The following is a 17,402-nucleotide window of genomic DNA, read 5'->3' as shown; positions in this document are numbered from 1 at the left end:
GACGCGTTCTAGCCTTTAAGCCGCGCCCGCGCACGCCGCATTCTGTCGCGGAGGGAAACCGAGCGTTTCCGGCGCGGTCAGTCGACCGGACGCCAGGCGCCGTCTTCCTGACGGCAAGCCGTGCCGCGCGCCGCCTGCGGCTCGCCGCCGGCCCAGATCTTGTGGGTATAGTCGCGGCAATCCGAGGCGTTGACGCGATAGCGCGGGCCCGGAACCACCTCGCCGCGAAACCCCTCGCGGTCGCTGCTCCAGTCGACGGGAGAGCCCGGACGGCCATATTCGAGCGCCTGGTATTCGGCCTGCTCGGCACGCTGGCGCTCGCTATCGTTGAGGCCGCGGCCGATCGATTGTCCGGCGACGCCCCCGACCAGCGCGCCCGAAGGCGGCGCGGCGACCCGTCCACCAGCAGCGCCCGTCGTTCCGCCACCGGTGCCGGTGCTGACACAGCCGGCCAGGGTCGTCGCAACCAGCGCCAAGACAAGCCATGAACCCAGCCGCATGATCAACCACCCCGTTTGTCCGCTCGATCCGGGCGGACGCCCCCAAACCGCAATTTCGCAGATCCGACATCAGCATGGCGGAAATGCGATTCCAAACCAACTCACGCCGCCGGCAGCCGAAGTTCCGCCCGCAATCCACCGAAGGCCGAGCGGTCCATCTCGAAGGCCCCGCCATAGAGCGATGCGAGATCGGTGACGATCGATAGGCCGAGGCCGGAGCCCGGCTTGCTTTCGTCGAGGCGCCGGCCGCGCCGCGTCGCCTCCTGCATCTGCTCGGCGGTCAGACCCGGCCCGTCATCGTCGACACGAATGACCAGCGAGCCGTCCATCTCGCCCGTCGCCGGAAGACAGACGACCTCGACGGCGACCCTGGCCGACGCCCATTTGCAGGCGTTGTCGACGAGATTGCCGACCATCTCCTCGAGATCCTGCTGCTCGCCGCGGAAGCGCGCCGTCTCGGGCGCATGCAGGTCGATCGTCAGGCCGCGATCCTCGTGGATGCGGCGCATGGCGCGCACGAGACGCGCCAGCACGGGCTCGACCTCCGTCACCGCGCCGATCACCTGCGACCGCGCGGCGATGCGGGCGCGATCGAGATGATGGTTGATCTGCATCCGCATGATCTCGGCCTGCTCGCCCACCTTCGAGGCGAGCTTGCCGTGGTCGGACCGCGCCTCGTTGGTGATGACGCTGAGCGGCGTCTTCAGGGCATGCGCCAGATTGCCGACATGGGTGCGCGCGCGCTCGATGATCTGCTGGTTCGAGACCATCAGCGCGTTAAGCTCCTTGGCGAGCGGCTCGATCTCGGCCGGGAACGGGCCGTCGAGGCTCTGCTCCTTGCCGCTTCTGAGCGCCGCCAACCCGCGCCGCACCTGGTCGAGCGGCCGGAGGCCCCAGCGGATCTGGAACGCCGTCGAGGCAACGAGGCCGATGCCGAAGACGGCGAGCGTCAGCGCCACGCTGGTGCGGAAATCCGTGATCTCCCCCTGCATCTCGGACGCATTGCCGGCGACCAGCACGTCGTAGCGGTGATCGACGTCGAAGGTGATCGTCCGCTGCAGCACGCGCAATTGCTGCTTGTCGGGGCCCGTCATCGTCGCCTGCTCGACGCCGTCGACGGAGCTTCGCGAGGTGGCGTTGGCGATGTCGAGCGTGTCGGTGGAGAGCGAGCGCGAGGCGAGCAGGACGGGACCGTTGACCTGGCGGATCTGCCAGTACCAGCCGGAATAGATCAGCTCGAAGCGCTGTTCGCCGAGATTGCCGGGGTCGCCGAGCTGCCCGGGCGCCTGGGTGGCGAGATTGCCGACCAGCGTCTTCAGATAGACGGAAAGCCGCTCGTCAAAGGCGCGCTCGACCGTGTCGCGATAGAGCGAGGTCAGAATCACGCCGGCGACGACCAGCGCGATCGCGCTCCAGAGCGACGCGCCGGCGATCAGCCGAAACGCGAGCGAGTTGACGCGCATGTCAGTCGGCGCCGCCGGCGGACGCCGTTCCCGGCGTGACGACCCGGTAACCGAGCCCGCGCACCGTCTCGATCAGGTCGCCCGAAACCTTCTTGCGCAGGCGACCGACGAACACCTCGATAGTGTTGGAATCGCGGTCGAAGTCCTGATCGTAGAGATGCTCGATCAGTTCGGTGCGCGAGACGACGCGGTCGCGATGGTGCATCAGATATTCGAGCACCTTGTATTCATGCGAGGTCAGCTTGACCGGATTGCCGTCAACGGTGACGCGGCCGGATTTCGTATCGATGCGCACCGGGCCGCATTCGATCTCGTTGGTGGCGTGGCCGGCGGCGCGGCGCACCAGCGCGCGGATGCGGGCCAGCACCTCCTCGATATGGAAAGGCTTGGCGACATAATCGTCGGCGCCGGCGTCGATGCCCTGCACCTTGTCGCTCCAGCGGTCGCGCGCGGTAAGGATCAGCACCGGCATGTTGCGGCCGGCACGCCGCCAGGCTTCCAGCACGCTGATGCCGTCCATGCGCGGCAGGCCGATGTCGAGCACGACCGCATCATAGGGCTCGGTATCGCCGAGGAAATGGCCATCCTCGCCATCTCCGGCCGAATCGACGACATAGCCCGCCGCCTTCAAGGCTTCGGTGAGCTGGCGATTGAGGTCCGGATCGTCTTCGACGACGAGAATTCGCATTCCACTAGCGTCCCATGATCGAGCCGCTGCGCGCATCGACGCGCACGCGCTTCACCTCGCCGCCACCGCCAAGCACATTGACGATATAGACAAGGCGGTTGCCGGCCCTGCAGAGCTGCGCCGAAACCACTTCGCCGCCATCGCCCGCCAGCGAGCCACGGATTTCGCTCAAAGATATGGCATCGCCCTTCTGCACCGCCTGGCGGGCCTCGCCCTGCGACAGGCAGGAATCGCCATAGGCCGCCGTCGGACCGTATCCGGGCGATCCGAACCAGACGAACATGGCAGCCAGAAAGAGGATTGCGATGACGTTCTTCGACATGCCCCCGTCCTAAGCGCCCTCATATGAACACGACCTGAATGCCGGCAACTTTCGCGCGAACCCTATCACTTTCCGCCGAGGGGCGCGCGGGCTCTCCACCGGCCGTAGAGCGTCAATCCGGCGCCGGCCAGCGTGCCGATCGCCACCGCGACCTGACCGAGCGTGGCCTGGTCCTCGGACGAGATCGAATGGCCGAGCAGGAGCCCCAGGATCGGCGCCAGGGCGGCGATGATCGCCCCCCAGGTGACGCGCGAAACGTACCATGGCTCGGCGTTCGCCGCATGGATCACCGCCGGGTCGGCGACGATCTCCTCGACGATGGCCTTGCTGATGCGCGGCGCAATTTCCTGCGTCAGCGGATTGTCGGCGCGGCCGGCCATGCGGGTGACGGCCCCCTCGAGCGCGCCGAGGACGATATCGACGGGATTGAGGCTGGGAAGGCGGGTCATCAGGACCTCCAGATCCGGATCCGGGAACGGATTTCATCGCGATAGCGCCAGCCGGCGAACGCGAGCGCGGCGATGGCGACGAGCGCCACCGCGACCACGAGTGCCGCGGGCGGCAAGGCGAGCGCGGCCGGATCTGCAGGCAGCGCGCCGGCCGTGCCACCGGTTGCCAGCGCCCCGCCGGCCGAAGTCGCGACCAGCGCCCTGCGCGCCGCGGCCAGGCGGGCGATCTGCGCGCGCGTCGCCGTGCCGACGATGCCGTCGACGGTCAGGTTCGGATGCGACGTCTGGAAGGCACGCACGGCCCTCTCCGTCGCGGCGCCGAACACGCCGTCCGCCGGGCCGTAGAAGAGGCCGGCGCGGATCATCTTCGCCTGCAGGACACGGACGTCGTCGCCGGTGTCGCCGACCCGCAGCGCCGCGAACGCCACTTCCGGCACGATGCGGCGCCCGTCCAGGATCAGGTCCGCCTCGCGGGCGCGGCGGCGCGTCAATCCCGCGACCGCCCGGCCGCCGGCCTTGTTCCAGGCCTCAATGCCGGTTCGCGCCGCGCTCCGGTCACCCGTGCGCCAGGCCTTCACCCAGGAAGCCCTGGCGATCGCGCCGGTGTTGAAGTGAAACGACACAGCGCCGTCGAAGGCATGGGCCGGCGCCCCGGGCATCGCCGCCGCGACGGCCGGCTCGTAGCGCCGCTTCAGCGCGGCTACGAGCAGCCGTCGGCTCTCGGCCTTCGTGATCATCATGCCGGCCCGCGGCGTCACCACGCCGGATGCCGCCGTCAGGCCGACACCGATGGTCCAGACGCCCGCCACGTCTCGATAGGCGCGCAGCACCTCGCCCTCTTCGGCAACGAGCTGTTCGAGCCCCGCCGGACTGATTTCGGCCATGCCGGATCCCCGCTCCAGGTCGATGAAAAAATCTTCGCGGAAAGGTGGAATTGCGGGGAACCGGCGCTACATGGCGACGTTGATGAATCGAGATGCCAAGGCACCTCAGTGCCGGCCAAAAGCCGGAAAGAGCCCGCCGCTTCGCCCCCCCAAGCGGCGGGCTCTCTATTTTCCCCGCGACTGCTTCATTCAATAGGTCGAGATCGTCGCTCCGGGCGCGGTGACCTGCGCCTGCCCCGCCCCGGCGCGATGCCGCCGCAGGCGAATGGTGGAGCTGTCGCCGGCGACCAGCGACCGCGACGAGCCGGAGGATCGTGTCCGCTCCAGCCAGAAAGTCGTCGTCTCCTGCGTGTTGAAATCGACGGCCTCGACCGTGCCGCCGCGCGGGCCGTCGCCGAGGCTGTCGCGCGCCTCGGTGCCGAGGCACCAGAGCCGGGACGCCGCGTTGGAAACGACATTGGCGCCGAAATTGTCGTGGTAGAGCCCGCCGACATCGATGCCGACCAGACCGTCATGGCTGGTCAGGCCATTGTTGGACTGGCTGTCGTAGCGGCCATTGCCATGGGCGCGGCAATCGATCGTCACATGATGCAGCGCCGGCGTACCGCCGAAGCTCCAGTGGAAGTTGAAGCCGTCCTTGGCGTTCGACGCCGCCACGCAGCGGACGAGAAGCGCCAGCCCGCTGGTGTCGAGGATGCGGAAGCCGTCATAGAGATGGCTGGGGCCGCCGGCATAGCGGGCCGAGCATTCGACGAAGACAAGCGCCCGCTCGGCCGCTCCGTAGATGAAGACGCCGCCATTGGCACCGCCCTGGAAATCGAAGCCTTCGAGATAGATGGACTTGGCCGTGCCATCGAGCACGAAGGCGTCGACGACGAGCAGCACGCGGGTATTGGCGTTGGTCGGCGCGGCGCCATCGGCACGGTGGACATAGAGCGTGCCGCCGGCCTGCGCCCAGGATCCTGCCGTCGCATTGCAGGCCGCGGCATCGGCGACCCGGACCAGTTCCGCCGGATCGCCGAACGAATTGGCATCGGCAAGATCCAGCACGACGGTGACGTTGGAGCGCGCGATCGCGTAGCAATTGCCATAGGTGCCGTCCGGCGCGCCGGACCAGCCGAGATCACCGCCGGCCCAGCAGGTCACGCGGCCGCCGACGGAGCGATAGGCCGCCGGCTGGGTCGGGATCACCATCGGGCCAGCATTGGTGAAGCTGTTGGCGCGCGGATAGACGCCCGCCTTCACCGCCACGTTGAACGGCACGCCGCCGGCATTGCCGAGCTGGGTGGCGACAAAGATCGACTTCAGCGCCGCGCCCCAGCTGGTGCCAGGATTACCGTCATTGCCGGTGGCGATGTCGACGAAATAGCTCGGGCCGGCGAACGCCGCCGCCGCATGGGCCTCCGGCTGGATATCGGTGAGAAAACGGCCGCCGCGCCGGCGGAGGCGAAGCGGATGTTCGTCGAAGGGAAAGCCGAGGCCAGAGGGCGGCGCCACCCGCCGCCCGGCGTTCGCCCCCGTAGCCAGACCGAGACCGGGCATCCGCATCAGATCCACCCGACCAGGGTCGCGGTCGTGCCGGTCGCCAGCACCCGCACGGCGCGGATCGGCAACACGTCGCCGGCATAGCGGCCATAGGTAACGTCGGTGCCGGCCTCGTCGCGCAGCACGGCGTCGCCATCGGTCTGGAAGACGAGCGCGCGCGGACGAACAGCGAGATCGACGCTGTCGGAAGGCGAGATGGCGAAATGACGCGTCGCCGGCCCCGAAAGGCCCGACGCCGCCCCGGCAAAGGGATCGCTCATGATGGTCTCCGTGAGGTTGCTGATTTCGATCACTCAGGATCAGCCAAGGCTTGGCTCTCTCCCTCCTCCACTCCGGCGTCATCCCGGACGCGGCGAAGCGGAGCTCCGGGATCCATGCAGCCGTGCCGTCAGGCGGCTCGTTCGGCCAAGGCTTCGGCTGAATGGATCCTCGCCTCCGCGAGAATGACGGCGGAGGTGCGTGATCACACGCTCGTCCAGCCCGCCGCCTTCAACACGAGCAGCGTCTCGCTCGCCTTGTCAAAAACGAGCCAGCCTATCTCGGGTGTCGCGAACCACCAGGCGCCATCGGCATAAACGGCGAGGTCGCCGCCCTGCCCGGCCCAGTCGCCGGTCGGGCTCAGCCCGAGCAGATGGCGCTCCCCCTCGACCGGCGCGCCCGGCGGCGTCACCGCATCCACGGCTTCGACCGCGAGTTGGACCAGCCCGTCGAGACGGCGCAGCGCCTCGTTGTGGGTGACGTGCTTCTGCGCCTGCGACGGCGCGAGATAGGGCAGCGCAAGATGCGCGGTCTGCTCAGCCATGGACGACAATCTCCGTTGCGATGCCCGGCCCCGCCGTGGCGCTCAACTGGCGGACGCGGACGGTGAAGGCAGCATCCGGCGCGCTCAGCGCCGCCGCGAGGTCTCCAGCAGAAAGCCCCAGCGCCGGAACCGGCGTGTCGAAGCTCGCCCGAAGCGTCGCGCCCTCGAGGAGGTCGACCCGGTAGGCTTCCGCCGCCTCGCCGAGCGGCACTTCGACGACGTCCCAGCTATCGCCGCCGGTCCGCGTCTGTCTGATCCAGGTGAGCGCGACATCGCCCGCCGCATCGCGGCGCCCGCGGAGATGAACCGGCGCGAAGGGAAGCAGCCAGCGACCGGCGACGGTGAAGTCCTGCGTCGCGAAGCGATCCGGGTCGTAGGCGATCGCCAGCGGCCCGACGCGCAGGGCGCGGGTCAGGCCGAGTTCCGCCGGCGCAAGGTCGAGCAGGCGTGTCGCCACATCGATCAGGACGAAGCGCGCGCCGCCTGCATGACCGCGTGCGGCCAGATCCGACGTGCCGCCCTGCCCGCGCAGCAGGCCGGAGACGCGCCATTGGCCGTCGCCGACAAGCTCGGCGGCGCGGAACTGGATGACTTCGAAGCCGTCCGCCGCGTTGCCGATCGCAGCCAGGTTGCGGCCGTTCAGCACCGCCTCGTCCGGCAGGCCGGCCAGCGCCCCGACCGGCATGGCGACATCAAGCGTCGTGGCAAGGTCCCAGCGACCGACCGGCCCCGGCGGCACGGCGGCGGCGATGGAGCCTAGCGTCGCGGCCTGCGGCGCGATCTGTCGCAGCGGGAAGCCGGCCGCCTCGGACCCGATCGAAATGCCGAATGGCCCCGGCCAGGGATCGGCAAAAACGGCGATGCGCGCCGCGACCGCCTCGGTGCCGGTCAGGGACGGCAGATCCAGCACGACGACGTCCGGCGGGCCGGGATCGGCCGACCATTCCGGCGTGCCGCCGGTGAGGCTTCCTGCCGGCACCGGCGCGCCGAACGGATCGACGGTCCGCCCCTCGATCCGCCGCGCCAGCCCGTCCTCGACCTTCGTGACGCGAAAGCTCGTCGGGCCGTCGGGCCGGAGCAGCGTGACGACATCGGCCGGCTCGATGGCGAGGCGGCGATCGGTCAGCGCCAGCGACACGGTCTCGCGGCCATCCCAGATTTCCTGCAGGCGCTGATCGGCCAAGGCGACGGCGAGCGCATCGTCGGTGACGATGCCGGTCGAAAGCGTCGCCTGCCGATGCCCCGCCGCCTCCAGCCGGCGCGAGGCGACGACGCGGTCGCGATAATCGCTCGCGCCGTCGATGAAGCCGAAGGCGAGCTCGGCCGGCAGTTCGGTTTCCTGAGCACGGCGGATGACGAGAAGCGGCTGCTCGCCCTCCTCGACCAGGTCGGCAGGCGTCAGCGCCAGCCGTGGCAGACCGCGCCGGACGAAACGAACGACGTCGCCCGCTTCCGCCGCCTCGAAGCCGAGCGCCTCGGCAAGGCCCTGAAGCGCCTGCCGCGCCGAGCCGAGACGCGCGATGACGAAGCCATCGACCGAGCCATCGAGATCGCCGATCCGGTAGGGCTCGAAGCCGTAGTCCCGGAGGATGCGCTCGACCAGGCGAATGGTGGTCAGGTCGCCGAGCCGTCCGTTCAGCCAGTGCCCGGTCTCCCAGTTGCCTCCATCGGACCATACATCGGTCAATTGCGGAAAGGCCGGAAAAGGCCGCGCGTCCCAGGACCAGACATAGCTGCGCGCGGGATCCACCATCCGGCCGAGGTAGACGTCGGAGGCGGGATTGTTCGTCGCGACGAAATCGGGCGAGGCCGGATCCCAGTAGCCGAGCACGGCGGTCAGGAACCGCTCCTGCATCAGCGGGTCGCGGCTGCCATTGGAGAAATGCGGCAGTCGTGCGCCGCCCACTTTGGGATCGGGAAAGATATTCGGCTCGTTGGCGCCCTTGTCGATCGCGGCGCAGCCGATCTCGGTGAACCAGATCGGCTTCGATTTCGGCGTCCACGCGGTCGCCGTCGACGCCTCGACGCCGCCCGGCCGGTCGAAATGCTGGTTCGACCACCAGTTCACGAGATCCTTGTAGCGGAACACCCAGGGTTTGCCAGCGCCGCCATCGGTAATCGCAGAACGGACCTGCGCCAGCCGGTCGGCGTCGCTGGCATAGTACCAGTCAAAACCCTCGCCGCCGGCGATGTTGGCGCGGAGATAGTCGACGTCGCGGCCGCTCTCGCTTTCCGCCGCGTCGAGATGGTCGTAGCCGTCGCGCCAGTCGGAGAGTGGCACATAGCTGTCGATGCCGATGGCGTCGATGGCATCATCGGCCCAGAGCGGATCAAGATGGAAATGCACGTCACCCGAACCATCGGCCGGCTGGTGGCCGAAATACTCGCTCCAGTCGGCGGCATAGGTAATCTTCGCCGTCGGCAGGATGACCCGTACGTCGGCGGCAAGCGCCCGCAGCGCCGCCACAAACGGATATGTCGAGGCGTCGGAGCGGAGCGTCGTCAGGCCGCGGAGTTCGGAACCAACGAGAAAGGCATCGACGCCGCCGGCCGCCTTGCAGAGGTTCGCCGCGTGCAGGACCATGCGCCGATAGGTCCATTCATCGGGGCCGGAATAGTGCACCGCTCCGCCCGAGACGGAGAAATCCGTCCGCGCCGCCGTCCCGACGAAACTCGCGATCTCGGTCGCCGCCGCCGCGGTCTGGTCCGGCGTGCCGACCCTACCCGGCGCGATCGAGGCGGTGATCTCGCCGCGCCAGGGATAGGCCGGCTGGATCGCATCCCACCAGGGATGCGGCAGCTCGTTCTCGGCCGGAATATCCATCATCAGGAAGGGATAGAAAGTGACGGCGATGCCACGCGCCTTCAGGTCGCGGATGGCGCGGATCACGCTCGCGTCGGACGGCGTGCCGCCGAAGGCCGGACGGTCGTCGATCCGGCTCACCGCCCGCGCCGCGCTCCGGTTCAGCCCGGCGACGCGCCAGGTGGTCGGGCTGGTGATCGTCAAATGATCCTCGACGCGGGGCGAGACGGTGCAATGGCCGGCACGCAGGTCGTCGCCGAACCAGGAGACGGCGAGCGCCGCTCGCCCGAGATTGGGGCAAAGCGACTGCAGTTCGTCGATCGAGGCTTCCCAGTCGGTGCGCGCGCCATCGACATGGCGGTTTATCGTGACGCGGCGGCCGGGGCCGCGTGACGTGTAGACAGGCAGCGGATCATAGGCGAATTCCGATGCGCCGGGGATGATGACGACGGCGCGGATCTCGTCCTCGACGCCGCCGACCGGTCGGAAGACCTCGAAGGCGAGCTGCGGCAGGCGGTTTCCAAAATCGCCGACCGGCATCCGCTCGAACACCACCATCGCCGTGCCGCGATAGGCGGGCGCGCCGATTGCGCCCTGCTTGGCTTCGATCAGGCTGTCGGCCGCCTGGGTCTCCCCACCGAGATAGACGCGGTGGTGCAGATCGGCGAGGTCGATCAGCTCGCCATCGGCCCAGACGCGGCCGATGCGCGAGATCGGCCCCTCGCAGATCCCGACGGCGAAGTTCGCGTAGTAGGAGTAGGTGGTGATGGTCGGGCCGGCCTTGCCGCCCTCCTCGTGCTTCACCTCCTGGAACCGCGTCGCCCAGATCACCTGCCCGGCCAGCCGCGCGCGGCCATAGACGCGAGCGATCGGCGTGCCCTCCTCCGAGCGCTGCACCGAGAGATCGGAGAGGCGCGGCCCCTCGATGTTCTGGCCGAAGAGCGTCTGGTCGATCGCGTAGCCGGCCATGGCGCCGACGGCGCCGCCGAGGATCGCGCCGACGGGACCGAACAGGCCGCCGATCGCGGCGCCGGCCGCCTGCAGGACGAGGGTCGCCATCAGTCGGTCACTCCGGGAAACGAGAAAGCAAAGGCGACGCGACGGCGCCACCAGGGCGACAGCGCGGCGGTGGCGACAGCGGCGCCGTCCTGCGCGTGCAGGAAGCGATCCGGCGCGATCAGGATCGCCGCATGCTTGGCCGGCAGGTTTTCGCGCCAGCGGAACAGCAGCAGGTCGCCCGTCTTCGCCGCCTCTGGCGGGACGGATGCCATGTGGCGGCCGGCAGCGTCTGCAAACCGGTCGCCGCCCCGCGCCTCGGCCCAGTCGGCCGTATAGGCCGGCATTTCTTCCGGCTCGTCGCCATAGAGCTCGCGCCAGACGCCGCGCAGGAGGCCAAGGCAATCGCAGCCGACGCCCCGAAGCGACGCCTGGTGCCGATAGGGCGTGCCGAGCCAGGTCATCGCCGCCGCGACGATCACCTGGCGGGTGACCGGGTTTGTCATTTCGATCCCCTTCCGAATCTGCGACGGTCCGCCGGCTTCATCGAGACAAGGCCCGCCATGCCCAGGCACACCGAGAACATGCGCGCCCTGCGCGAGATCCTGACCGGACTGACGCGCGAGACGGCGTGGCCGCAGAAGAACGAGGTCAGCCGCAACATCGACATCGCCATGTCGCATGTCGCCTGGACGCCGGCCGTCGGCGCCGCCGCGACCGATGCGGCCGCGCGCTGCTTCGAAGTCCTGCAGATCGTCAGCCGCGCCTCGTCCGGCGCGGAAAAGCGCGCCGTTGCCATCCGCGACGGCCTCGCAGCCATCGACGAACTGGAGCGCGTGCTCGACGCCTCGGCCTAGCTACAGCCGCCCGCCATTGTTGCGGTTGCCCTGGCGGGCATAGCCGAGCGCGAAGTCATTCCCCGGCATGTGCGGAAAGCCGCGAAAGTTCAGGCGATTGCCAAACTTGTCGCGGCAGGTGCCGAAGCGCTTGTCACAGCCGGCCGTGACGATGAACGCATCGCCGGGCGCGATCGCACCGGTCATCGCGTTCCAGAGCTCGATCGTCGGCGCGCCGACGACGTCGCGCTGCGCCTTCACCACGGCGCGGCGGCCCGAATTGGCGCCGCTGGTCCAGGTCAGCGTGCCGCGTTCGAACCATCCGCTCGCGAAAGCCTCCAGCCCCGAGACGGTGAACCGCCTTCCATCCATCGCGGCGACGACCGTTCCCTCGCCGCGAAAGGCGGGAAGGTCGAGATCGACCTTGCATCTCTCATCGCCGAGATCGGCATCACAGGCCGCGCGAAAGACCCGCCCCTGCGGCTCGTCCAGCCCGGCGGCAAGACCGCGGATTTCGACGCGGAACGCACCATCCTCGCGCAGCACCTCGCCGATATGGCCGACGCGCAGCAGCAGCCTCTCCTCCGGCGCCGACCAGTTGACGAGAAACGTCTCGATCCTGGCGTGGTCGAAGGCGCCGGCGGCGAGCTCAACCTCCGACAGCCGGTCGGAGACCAGCGCGCCGGCGACCTCCATGCCGCCCGTCACCATGCCGGTCTCGGCGCTCGCCTCGCTTGCGGAAAGCCCGGTCGCCGCCTCGAAGGTGACGCCGTCGAAGACGAGGTCGCGGTCGTGATCGGTGAAGCCGAGCACGACGCCGTCCTTTCGCTGCAGCCGCCAGGCATGGCAGGTCGTCGAGGCCTCACCGGCCAGATGCGCTGCGAGGCCGTCCGGGATCGTCCTCATGTCGCGTGCCTCATGGCCGGATCTCCACGATCGGGATCGAGGGGATCTCGCCGGCCTCGAAGGCGGCGAGGTTGATGACGAGCTGATCGGCATCGAAGCGCACCGGCACGTCGAAGCGGAAGCCGGCCGTGACGATCCCGCCCTCGGCCGGCGCCTCGCCGAGCGTGACGAGGCCGGTCGCCGGATCGACGACGAAATCCTCGGTCGAAACGCCATCGATGGCGATGCGCACGCTGCCCGCGACCGGCTTGGCGATGGCCCGTTCATAGGGCGCATGCAGGCCGCCATAGGTCTTCTTGAGCGAAAACACCGTCGTCGCGCCATCCCCGACGCCGAGCGCCTGGTCGGTCGCGGCTGGCTCCGTTCCCGGCGGCGCAGAGGCGTCGTCGGCACGGTCGCGCCAGCGGAAGCCGAACAGTTTTCCGCGACGCTCCTCGAAGAAGGCGATCACCTGATGCAGGTCGGCGAGCGACCGCACGCCATAGCCGGCGTCGTAGCGACGACGCGATTGCGCCCAGCGCGCGTTACGCCGCTCGCTTCCCGAGCCGAGCGTCACCACCTCGGTGCGCCGCTCCGGCCCGCCGGAAGAGCCGAAGGCAATGTTGGTCGGAAAGCGGATCTCGTGAAAGGCTGGGATCAGCGGCATCAGAGCCCCCTTCTACCGCGCCCGACGGCGCGGGCGAGCGTCGCGGCGACATGCGCCTCGGATTTGCGGAAGCTCTGCGCGTCCGGTGTCTGGATGGCGATGTTGACAGTGACCGGCGCGCCGCCGCCGGAAACGCCGAGCCGGCCATCCGGCCCGCGCGCCAGCGGCATGATCGCCTCCGCCCCGGCCTCGCCCATCAGGCCGAGCCCGCCCGACAGGGGAAAATAGGTCGGGCTGGCGACGACGCCGCCCTTCGCGAACGGCTTTACCCCGCCGAGCGAGCCGACAAGGCCGGAGAGCAGCCCGCCAATGCCGCTCTCGATCGGCTTCAGCGCGGCATTCAGCGCCATCGTCGAGAGGCGCAACGCCAGCCCCTTCAGGATGTCGTCGAATTCCTTGCCGCCGACGACTGCGTCGCGAAACGCGCGGCTGATGGCGCCGGAAAAGCCGTCCGCCTGCCTGGCGAGCCCGTCGAGGGAAGCGGTGAAGGCGGAGGTGTCGGCGGTGATGCGGACGGAAAGTTCGTCGATCGGCGTGGTCATAGGAAATGGCTCCTAGCCGAACAGGCAGTCGCCTCCGCCCCTACACGCATGTATGGTAACGAAAGGACCAGCTCTATCGGGGGTTATGAATGCTGAATCTGAAGGCCGTTTGCTTCTCGGCCATGATCATTCTGGGCGGCGCTTACCAACACGCGCATGCGACCGAACCAACGACCGACCAGAAAATTGAGACCCTGATGCAGGGGATTGACTTCGATCAGCAAAGACATCGTCTGCTGGACCAGATCTTCAACGCCCTGAAAGCGACGAACCTCGAAGTCCCTCAGTCGTTCATGGACAGAGCGACGGCAATCATGATGGAGAACTACGAGGACGTTTTCTCCAATCAAAATCAGGCGATCATTGAAATATACAAATCCGTATATTCTGAAGCGGAAATAGACGCCATGTACAACTTCTACAGCACGCCCGTTGGGCGTCAAATCCTGGACAAGAATTCAGCTATTTCCAAAGAAATAACGGAATACTCGCTCCCAAAATCGGTAGAATTCATACAAAAATCGATGGGGAAAATTCAGACAGATCCAGAAATTCAACGAATTATCCGCGAGACTCGTCAAAAGAAGCAGTGATCCCCGGCGAGGGTTGGTGATCCGGAAACCGCCGCGTCAGGTCTTCGAACGCGGCGCGGTCCATCGGAGCGCTTGCCCTTCCGGCCAGCCCCTCGATCGCGGCGGCGAGTTCGCGCGGCGTCAGCGACCAGAACTCGCGGCTGGAGAGCTTCAGCACCCCAAAGCCGATCGCCATCGCTTCGCGCCAGGGAAAGGGCTGCGGGTCAGACGCAAGCAAGGCCCTCACCCCACCCCTCTCCCGGCTCCCGGGAGAGGGGGTAGACCGAGCCTCGGGCGATACAGGCGAGGCCAGCCCATTCGACTCGTCCGTTCCATTGAATTGGCGCTGCCGCCGATGAAGCGCTCCATCCACCCCCTCGCCCGCTTGCGGGAGAGGGTTGGGGTGAGGGTCTTTCTTGTCTACTTCGTCGCGACCACCCGGACTCACCCGCCGCCCCCGCCAAAGGTCGCGCCGAGCAGTTCGGAGACGATGGCCGCGAACCCCGCCGCGCCGTGCGGCGTCCGCATCGCCGCGACCTGGTGGTCGTCGATCACGGCGCCGGCGCCGCGAAGACCGGCGCCGAGGATGCGGATCGCGTCGCGGGCCGAAAGCCGTCCCTCGCCGAAGCGCGCGGCCAGTGCCGAAAGGTCCTCGGCACCGAAGGCCGATTCCAGTTCCGCCAGCGCGCCGAGCGTCAGGCAGAGCACATGCGGCCGGCCGTCCAGCTCGGCCTCGATCTCGCCGCGATGCCGGTTCGCCATCACGAGGCCGCCGCGAAGGTGACCGGGCCGGCCGATTCCAGCGCGATCTCATAGGTGACGGCGCCGTCATGCTCGCCGCCATAATCGAGCGCGGTGAGCTGGAACGGCCCTTCGAGCGTGCCGAAATCCGGCACGATCAGCTGGAAATCGCGGATGGCGCCATCAAAGAACAGGGTGCGGATGGCGGCGTCCGTCGCCGCATCGCGGAAGATGCCGGAGCCGGAGACGCTGGCGCGGCGCACCCCGGCGCCGGCCAAGAGTTCGCGCCAGCGGCCGGCCGAATCCGTATCGGTGATGTCGACCGTCTCGGCGTTCAGCGCGAAGCGCCGCGTCCGCATCCCGGCCACGGTGGAAAAATCGCCGGATCCGGTGGTGTCGATCTTCAGGAGCAAATCCTTGCCCTTCTGCGCCGTCATCCTCTATCCCCTTTTCATCCGCCAAACCTGTTTCGCCCGCATGGAGCCGGCCGCCGATGCCCGAAATCGAAGTCGTCCGCGCCACGGAGAGCGACATCCCGTTCATCGTCGCGACCGAGCGGCGGCCGGGCTTCGAAAGCCTCGTCGGCCGCTGGGAAGCGGCGCAGCACGCCGAGGCGATGACCGAGCCGCGCTATGCCTACTTCCTTGCCCGCGCCCTGCATGACGGCGGCGAACCGGAGCCGCTCGGCTTCGCGCTGCTGCGCGACTGGAACGGGCCCGAGCGGTCGACGCTGCTGAAGCGAATCGCCGTCGCCGAGCCGGGCCAGGGCCATGGCACGGCGCTGCTCAACGGGCTGATCGACCGGGTCTTCGGCGAGACGCAGGCGCACCGGCTGTCGCTCGGCCTGTTCCCGCACAATCTGCGTGCCCGCCGCGCCTATGAATCCGCCGGCTTCCAGGCCGAAGGCATCTCGCGCGGCAGCGCCTTTGTCGGGGGGCAGCATCACGACGAACTGGTGATGGCGATCCTCCGGCCAGACTGGCTGGCGCGGAAAACCTAGTCTTCCACCAAAGCCGCGACGCGCACGACGCCGTGCTCGGTGATGCCATCTGGATCGAGGCGGACCTCTGCATAGGTGACGCGGATCAACACCAGCGCGTGGCCCGCGAGCACGAGTTCCGCATCGTGCAGCAGCCGCATCAGATGGCCGATGATCGTCCAGGCCTCGCGCTTGCCGATCGCCCGCGACCAGACATGCAGGTCGAGACGGATATCGCCGCCGGCCTCGTCACCGCTCGACCAGTCGGCCTGCCCGGAGGCGCCCAGCGTCACCGAGGGAAAGGCGAGGCCACGCGGCGCACCGTCATGGATGCGGTCCGCCACCAGAGCCACGAGGTCGGCATCGGCGGCGAGGCAGGCGACCAGAGCCTTCTGCAAGTCGAGCGCGGCCGTCATCGCGACCTCCTCTTGAGACGGCTCAAGGCCGGGGCGATGACGGGATCGGCCGCCGCATCGAGCGCGCCGAATTCTCGGGCGAACAGGTTCGAGCCTGTGATTGCGACGTCGAGTGAGTGCCCAAAGCGAGCGCTCACCTCACCTCTCCCTTGGGGAGAGGTCGACGGCGAAGCCGGCGGGTGAGGGGTTGCGATCTCGTCGGAGAAGACTGCCCCCCTCACCCGGCCCTGCGGGCCGACCTCTCCCTCAGCGAGAGGTGAAAGGTCGGCTTCCTCCAACGCCACCCGCAGCCGCTCGGCATTGCGCTGCAACGCCTCGGAAACAGCGGGATCGACGGCCTTCCTGAGCGCGGCCGCCAGAGCCTGTCCTGTCAGGGCGCGCGCGTTCATGGCCGTTCCTCCACCGCTTCGAGCACAAGGAGACGCCGCGTTTCGTCCGGGTCGCGCCAGGCGGTGACCGCAAGGTTCCGTCCACGATGCACGACCCGCATGCCGCCCTCGACATCGCCGCGAAAGCGGAGGGTGATCCGGTGCGTGACGCGGGTCGCGAGCCGGTCGGCGGCGTTGCGCTCGCCGGCCTCGACCGGCTCGATCCGCGCCCAGAACGTCGCGACTTCCTGCCAGTCGAGTGTCGCTCCGCCGGCGCCATCAGCGGCACGGACTGGACGCTCCAGCGTGACGCGGTTCGAAAGCCGGCCGGCGTCAAACCCGGTCACAGTGCGCGGACCCGATAGGGCGCGATCAACGCCTCGAAGCCGAGCGGCGCGACGTCGCCTGCGCGGTCGAAGCCCACCGCGCCGCGATGCTCGTACCAGTGCGCCACCAGCATCAGGATCGCCTGCCGGAGCGCCGCCGGCACGGCAAGGCTGGAGACGCCGTAGCCGGCGGTGACGTCGATCTCGATGCCGTTGTCATAGAGCGCCGCCTGCGGCCGGAGTTTTGCGACGATGCGCGGCGGCAGGCGGGCGGCATCGACCCGGTAGTCGTCGGGATCGAGGACATGCGCGGCGCCGACGATGTCGTAGAGCGTGATGCTCTCGACCGAGATCAGCGGCGCGACGGGAAGCTCGATCGCCCGGCCGGACGGCCATTCGTCGAGATAGAGGCGCCAGCCCTGGGCGATCAGCTTGCGCCGGGTCTCGCTCTCGACATGGGTGCACGCCGCCAGGATCGCCGCCTGCAGCAGGCTGTCTTCCGCCGTGCCGTCGACGCGCAGATGCGCCTTCACATCGGCCAGCGACACCGGCTCGGTCGCCGGCGCGGAAATCAGCGCTGCGGTCATGATCGCTCCTTGCGATGGGAACTGTTCCGAT

Annotated in this window: 24 protein-coding genes; 3 read left to right on the top strand and 21 right to left on the bottom strand. The window is 68.5% G+C overall.

The annotated features are described in order from the left end of the window. Window positions 1-77: 77 nt before the first annotated feature. The 11 genes from OSH07_RS14640 to OSH07_RS14590 all read right to left on the bottom strand — a co-directional run bounded on the left by OSH07_RS14640 (window position 78) and on the right by OSH07_RS14590 (window position 10,958). Window positions 78-500, bottom strand: coding sequence for a hypothetical protein (locus OSH07_RS14640; RefSeq protein ID WP_266339418.1), 423 nt, complete (start codon window positions 498-500; stop codon window positions 78-80). A 101-nt stretch (window positions 501-601) separates the two neighbouring features. After that, a complete protein-coding gene (locus tag OSH07_RS14635; RefSeq protein ID WP_266339417.1) occupies window positions 602-1,963 on the bottom strand; it encodes an ATP-binding protein in 1,362 nt (453 codons plus the stop codon). Window position 1,964: 1 nt separating this feature from the next. Continuing rightward, complete coding sequence (locus OSH07_RS14630) at window positions 1,965-2,651, bottom strand: response regulator transcription factor (RefSeq protein ID WP_266339416.1); 687 nt, start codon at window positions 2,649-2,651, stop codon at window positions 1,965-1,967. Between the two features lie 4 nt (window positions 2,652-2,655). Next, on the bottom strand, window positions 2,656-2,973 hold the full coding sequence (locus OSH07_RS14625; protein ID WP_266339415.1) for a PepSY domain-containing protein: 318 nt from the start codon (window positions 2,971-2,973) through the stop codon (window positions 2,656-2,658). A 65-nt stretch (window positions 2,974-3,038) separates the two neighbouring features. Further along, complete coding sequence (locus tag OSH07_RS14620; RefSeq protein ID WP_266339414.1) at window positions 3,039-3,422, bottom strand: hypothetical protein; 384 nt, start codon at window positions 3,420-3,422, stop codon at window positions 3,039-3,041. Further along, the gene (locus tag OSH07_RS14615) at window positions 3,422-4,306 is read right to left on the bottom strand and encodes a glycoside hydrolase family protein (protein WP_266339413.1); all 885 of its coding nucleotides are present in this window, start codon (window positions 4,304-4,306) and stop codon (window positions 3,422-3,424) included. The genes OSH07_RS14620 and OSH07_RS14615 overlap by 1 nt, the downstream gene beginning before the upstream one ends. Window positions 4,307-4,495: 189 nt before the next feature. Further along, the gene (locus OSH07_RS14610; RefSeq protein ID WP_266339412.1) at window positions 4,496-5,854 is read right to left on the bottom strand and encodes a hypothetical protein; all 1,359 of its coding nucleotides are present in this window, start codon (window positions 5,852-5,854) and stop codon (window positions 4,496-4,498) included. Next, a complete protein-coding gene (locus OSH07_RS14605; protein WP_266339411.1) occupies window positions 5,854-6,111 on the bottom strand; it encodes a spike base protein, RCAP_Rcc01079 family in 258 nt (85 codons plus the stop codon). The genes OSH07_RS14610 and OSH07_RS14605 overlap by 1 nt, the downstream gene beginning before the upstream one ends. 203 nt (window positions 6,112-6,314) lie before the next feature. Next, window positions 6,315-6,653 (bottom strand): DUF2793 domain-containing protein, encoded by a 339-nt coding sequence (locus OSH07_RS14600; RefSeq protein ID WP_266339410.1) that lies wholly within the window; start codon window positions 6,651-6,653, stop codon window positions 6,315-6,317. Next, window positions 6,646-10,515: a baseplate multidomain protein megatron gene (locus OSH07_RS14595; protein WP_266339409.1), complete on the bottom strand. Its 3,870-nt coding sequence runs from the start codon at window positions 10,513-10,515 to the stop codon at window positions 6,646-6,648. The genes OSH07_RS14600 and OSH07_RS14595 overlap by 8 nt, the downstream gene beginning before the upstream one ends. Next, complete coding sequence (locus OSH07_RS14590; protein ID WP_266339408.1) at window positions 10,515-10,958, bottom strand: NlpC/P60 family protein; 444 nt, start codon at window positions 10,956-10,958, stop codon at window positions 10,515-10,517. Before OSH07_RS14590 ends, OSH07_RS14595 begins: the two co-directional genes overlap by 1 nt. 57 nt (window positions 10,959-11,015) lie before the next feature. Here OSH07_RS14590 and OSH07_RS14585 point away from each other — a divergent pair, with 57 nt between their 5' ends. Further along, the gene (locus OSH07_RS14585) at window positions 11,016-11,309 is read left to right on the top strand and encodes a hypothetical protein (protein WP_266339407.1); all 294 of its coding nucleotides are present in this window, start codon (window positions 11,016-11,018) and stop codon (window positions 11,307-11,309) included. Here OSH07_RS14585 and OSH07_RS14580 read toward each other — a convergent pair whose 3' ends face one another. The 3 genes from OSH07_RS14580 to OSH07_RS14570 are packed head-to-tail and all read right to left on the bottom strand — an operon-like array spanning window position 11,310 to window position 13,382. Further along, window positions 11,310-12,194: a DUF2163 domain-containing protein gene (locus tag OSH07_RS14580; protein WP_266339406.1), complete on the bottom strand. Its 885-nt coding sequence runs from the start codon at window positions 12,192-12,194 to the stop codon at window positions 11,310-11,312. It abuts the gene before it with no gap. A 10-nt stretch (window positions 12,195-12,204) separates the two neighbouring features. Next, complete coding sequence (locus tag OSH07_RS14575) at window positions 12,205-12,840, bottom strand: DUF2460 domain-containing protein (protein WP_266339405.1); 636 nt, start codon at window positions 12,838-12,840, stop codon at window positions 12,205-12,207. After that, complete coding sequence (locus OSH07_RS14570) at window positions 12,840-13,382, bottom strand: phage tail tape measure protein (protein ID WP_266339404.1); 543 nt, start codon at window positions 13,380-13,382, stop codon at window positions 12,840-12,842. Before OSH07_RS14570 ends, OSH07_RS14575 begins: the two co-directional genes overlap by 1 nt. A gap of 89 nt (window positions 13,383-13,471) precedes the next feature. Between OSH07_RS14570 and OSH07_RS14565 the strand changes: the two genes are divergently transcribed. Next, entirely contained in the window at window positions 13,472-13,975 is a 504-nt protein-coding gene (locus tag OSH07_RS14565) for a DUF2059 domain-containing protein (protein ID WP_266339403.1), read from the top strand. Here OSH07_RS14565 and OSH07_RS14560 read toward each other — a convergent pair. From OSH07_RS14560 to OSH07_RS14550, 3 genes are all read right to left on the bottom strand, one after another. Further along, on the bottom strand, window positions 13,944-14,201 hold the full coding sequence (locus OSH07_RS14560; protein ID WP_420909635.1) for a rcc01693 family protein: 258 nt from the start codon (window positions 14,199-14,201) through the stop codon (window positions 13,944-13,946). The genes OSH07_RS14565 and OSH07_RS14560 overlap by 32 nt on opposite strands. A gap of 197 nt (window positions 14,202-14,398) precedes the next feature. Further along, on the bottom strand, window positions 14,399-14,716 hold the full coding sequence (locus OSH07_RS14555; protein WP_266339402.1) for a gene transfer agent family protein: 318 nt from the start codon (window positions 14,714-14,716) through the stop codon (window positions 14,399-14,401). Next, a complete protein-coding gene (locus OSH07_RS14550) occupies window positions 14,716-15,132 on the bottom strand; it encodes a phage major tail protein, TP901-1 family (protein WP_266339401.1) in 417 nt (138 codons plus the stop codon). The genes OSH07_RS14555 and OSH07_RS14550 overlap by 1 nt, the downstream gene beginning before the upstream one ends. 56 nt (window positions 15,133-15,188) lie before the next feature. Between OSH07_RS14550 and OSH07_RS14545 the strand changes: the two genes are divergently transcribed. Then, complete coding sequence (locus tag OSH07_RS14545) at window positions 15,189-15,695, top strand: GNAT family N-acetyltransferase (protein WP_266339400.1); 507 nt, start codon at window positions 15,189-15,191, stop codon at window positions 15,693-15,695. Here OSH07_RS14545 and OSH07_RS14540 read toward each other — a convergent pair. Genes OSH07_RS14540 through OSH07_RS14525 form a run of 4 tightly spaced genes read right to left on the bottom strand, consistent with a single transcriptional unit; the run spans window position 15,692 to window position 17,371 of the window. Then, window positions 15,692-16,090, bottom strand: a complete 399-nt coding sequence (locus tag OSH07_RS14540) for a DUF3168 domain-containing protein (protein ID WP_266339399.1) — start codon at window positions 16,088-16,090, stop codon at window positions 15,692-15,694. The two genes, OSH07_RS14545 and OSH07_RS14540, sit on opposite strands and share 4 nt — an antisense overlap. Further along, entirely contained in the window at window positions 16,087-16,479 is a 393-nt protein-coding gene (locus OSH07_RS14535; protein WP_266339398.1) for a hypothetical protein, read from the bottom strand. The genes OSH07_RS14540 and OSH07_RS14535 overlap by 4 nt, the downstream gene beginning before the upstream one ends. Next, window positions 16,476-16,805 (bottom strand): phage head closure protein, encoded by a 330-nt coding sequence (locus OSH07_RS14530; protein WP_266339397.1) that lies wholly within the window; start codon window positions 16,803-16,805, stop codon window positions 16,476-16,478. Before OSH07_RS14530 ends, OSH07_RS14535 begins: the two co-directional genes overlap by 4 nt. Beyond that, on the bottom strand, window positions 16,802-17,371 hold the full coding sequence (locus OSH07_RS14525) for a head-tail connector protein (protein WP_266339396.1): 570 nt from the start codon (window positions 17,369-17,371) through the stop codon (window positions 16,802-16,804). Before OSH07_RS14525 ends, OSH07_RS14530 begins: the two co-directional genes overlap by 4 nt. Window positions 17,372-17,402: the final 31 nt, after the last annotated feature.

Origin of the sequence: Kaistia nematophila (genome assembly GCF_026343855.1) — a bacterium.
Lineage (GTDB): Bacteria > Pseudomonadota > Alphaproteobacteria > Rhizobiales > Kaistiaceae > Kaistia > Kaistia nematophila.
The sequence above is the reverse complement of the archived record's forward strand: the minus strand, read 5'-3'. Positions and strand labels throughout refer to the sequence as shown.

Excerpts from the sequence above, each read along its gene's own strand:
- OSH07_RS14640 (WP_266339418.1), bottom strand. The coding sequence starts at position 500 with ATGCGGCTGGGTTCATGGCTTGTCTTGGCGCTGGTTGCGACGACCCTG.
- OSH07_RS14635 (WP_266339417.1), bottom strand. The coding sequence starts at position 1,963 with ATGCGCGTCAACTCGCTCGCGTTTCGGCTGATCGCCGGCGCGTCGCTC.
- OSH07_RS14630 (WP_266339416.1), bottom strand. The coding sequence starts at position 2,651 with ATGCGAATTCTCGTCGTCGAAGACGATCCGGACCTCAATCGCCAGCTC.
- OSH07_RS14625 (WP_266339415.1), bottom strand. The coding sequence starts at position 2,973 with ATGTCGAAGAACGTCATCGCAATCCTCTTTCTGGCTGCCATGTTCGTC.
- OSH07_RS14620 (WP_266339414.1), bottom strand. The coding sequence starts at position 3,422 with ATGACCCGCCTTCCCAGCCTCAATCCCGTCGATATCGTCCTCGGCGCG.
- OSH07_RS14615 (WP_266339413.1), bottom strand. The coding sequence starts at position 4,306 with ATGGCCGAAATCAGTCCGGCGGGGCTCGAACAGCTCGTTGCCGAAGAG.
- OSH07_RS14610 (WP_266339412.1), bottom strand. The coding sequence starts at position 5,854 with ATGCGGATGCCCGGTCTCGGTCTGGCTACGGGGGCGAACGCCGGGCGG.
- OSH07_RS14605 (WP_266339411.1), bottom strand. The coding sequence starts at position 6,111 with ATGAGCGATCCCTTTGCCGGGGCGGCGTCGGGCCTTTCGGGGCCGGCG.
- OSH07_RS14600 (WP_266339410.1), bottom strand. The coding sequence starts at position 6,653 with ATGGCTGAGCAGACCGCGCATCTTGCGCTGCCCTATCTCGCGCCGTCG.
- OSH07_RS14595 (WP_266339409.1), bottom strand. The coding sequence starts at position 10,515 with ATGGCGACCCTCGTCCTGCAGGCGGCCGGCGCCGCGATCGGCGGCCTG.
- OSH07_RS14590 (WP_266339408.1), bottom strand. The coding sequence starts at position 10,958 with ATGACAAACCCGGTCACCCGCCAGGTGATCGTCGCGGCGGCGATGACC.
- OSH07_RS14585 (WP_266339407.1), top strand. The coding sequence starts at position 11,016 with ATGCCCAGGCACACCGAGAACATGCGCGCCCTGCGCGAGATCCTGACC.
- OSH07_RS14580 (WP_266339406.1), bottom strand. The coding sequence starts at position 12,194 with ATGAGGACGATCCCGGACGGCCTCGCAGCGCATCTGGCCGGTGAGGCC.
- OSH07_RS14575 (WP_266339405.1), bottom strand. The coding sequence starts at position 12,840 with ATGCCGCTGATCCCAGCCTTTCACGAGATCCGCTTTCCGACCAACATT.
- OSH07_RS14570 (WP_266339404.1), bottom strand. The coding sequence starts at position 13,382 with ATGACCACGCCGATCGACGAACTTTCCGTCCGCATCACCGCCGACACC.
- OSH07_RS14565 (WP_266339403.1), top strand. The coding sequence starts at position 13,472 with ATGCTGAATCTGAAGGCCGTTTGCTTCTCGGCCATGATCATTCTGGGC.
- OSH07_RS14555 (WP_266339402.1), bottom strand. The coding sequence starts at position 14,716 with ATGGCGAACCGGCATCGCGGCGAGATCGAGGCCGAGCTGGACGGCCGG.
- OSH07_RS14550 (WP_266339401.1), bottom strand. The coding sequence starts at position 15,132 with ATGACGGCGCAGAAGGGCAAGGATTTGCTCCTGAAGATCGACACCACC.
- OSH07_RS14545 (WP_266339400.1), top strand. The coding sequence starts at position 15,189 with ATGCCCGAAATCGAAGTCGTCCGCGCCACGGAGAGCGACATCCCGTTC.
- OSH07_RS14540 (WP_266339399.1), bottom strand. The coding sequence starts at position 16,090 with ATGACGGCCGCGCTCGACTTGCAGAAGGCTCTGGTCGCCTGCCTCGCC.
- OSH07_RS14535 (WP_266339398.1), bottom strand. The coding sequence starts at position 16,479 with ATGAACGCGCGCGCCCTGACAGGACAGGCTCTGGCGGCCGCGCTCAGG.
- OSH07_RS14525 (WP_266339396.1), bottom strand. The coding sequence starts at position 17,371 with ATGACCGCAGCGCTGATTTCCGCGCCGGCGACCGAGCCGGTGTCGCTG.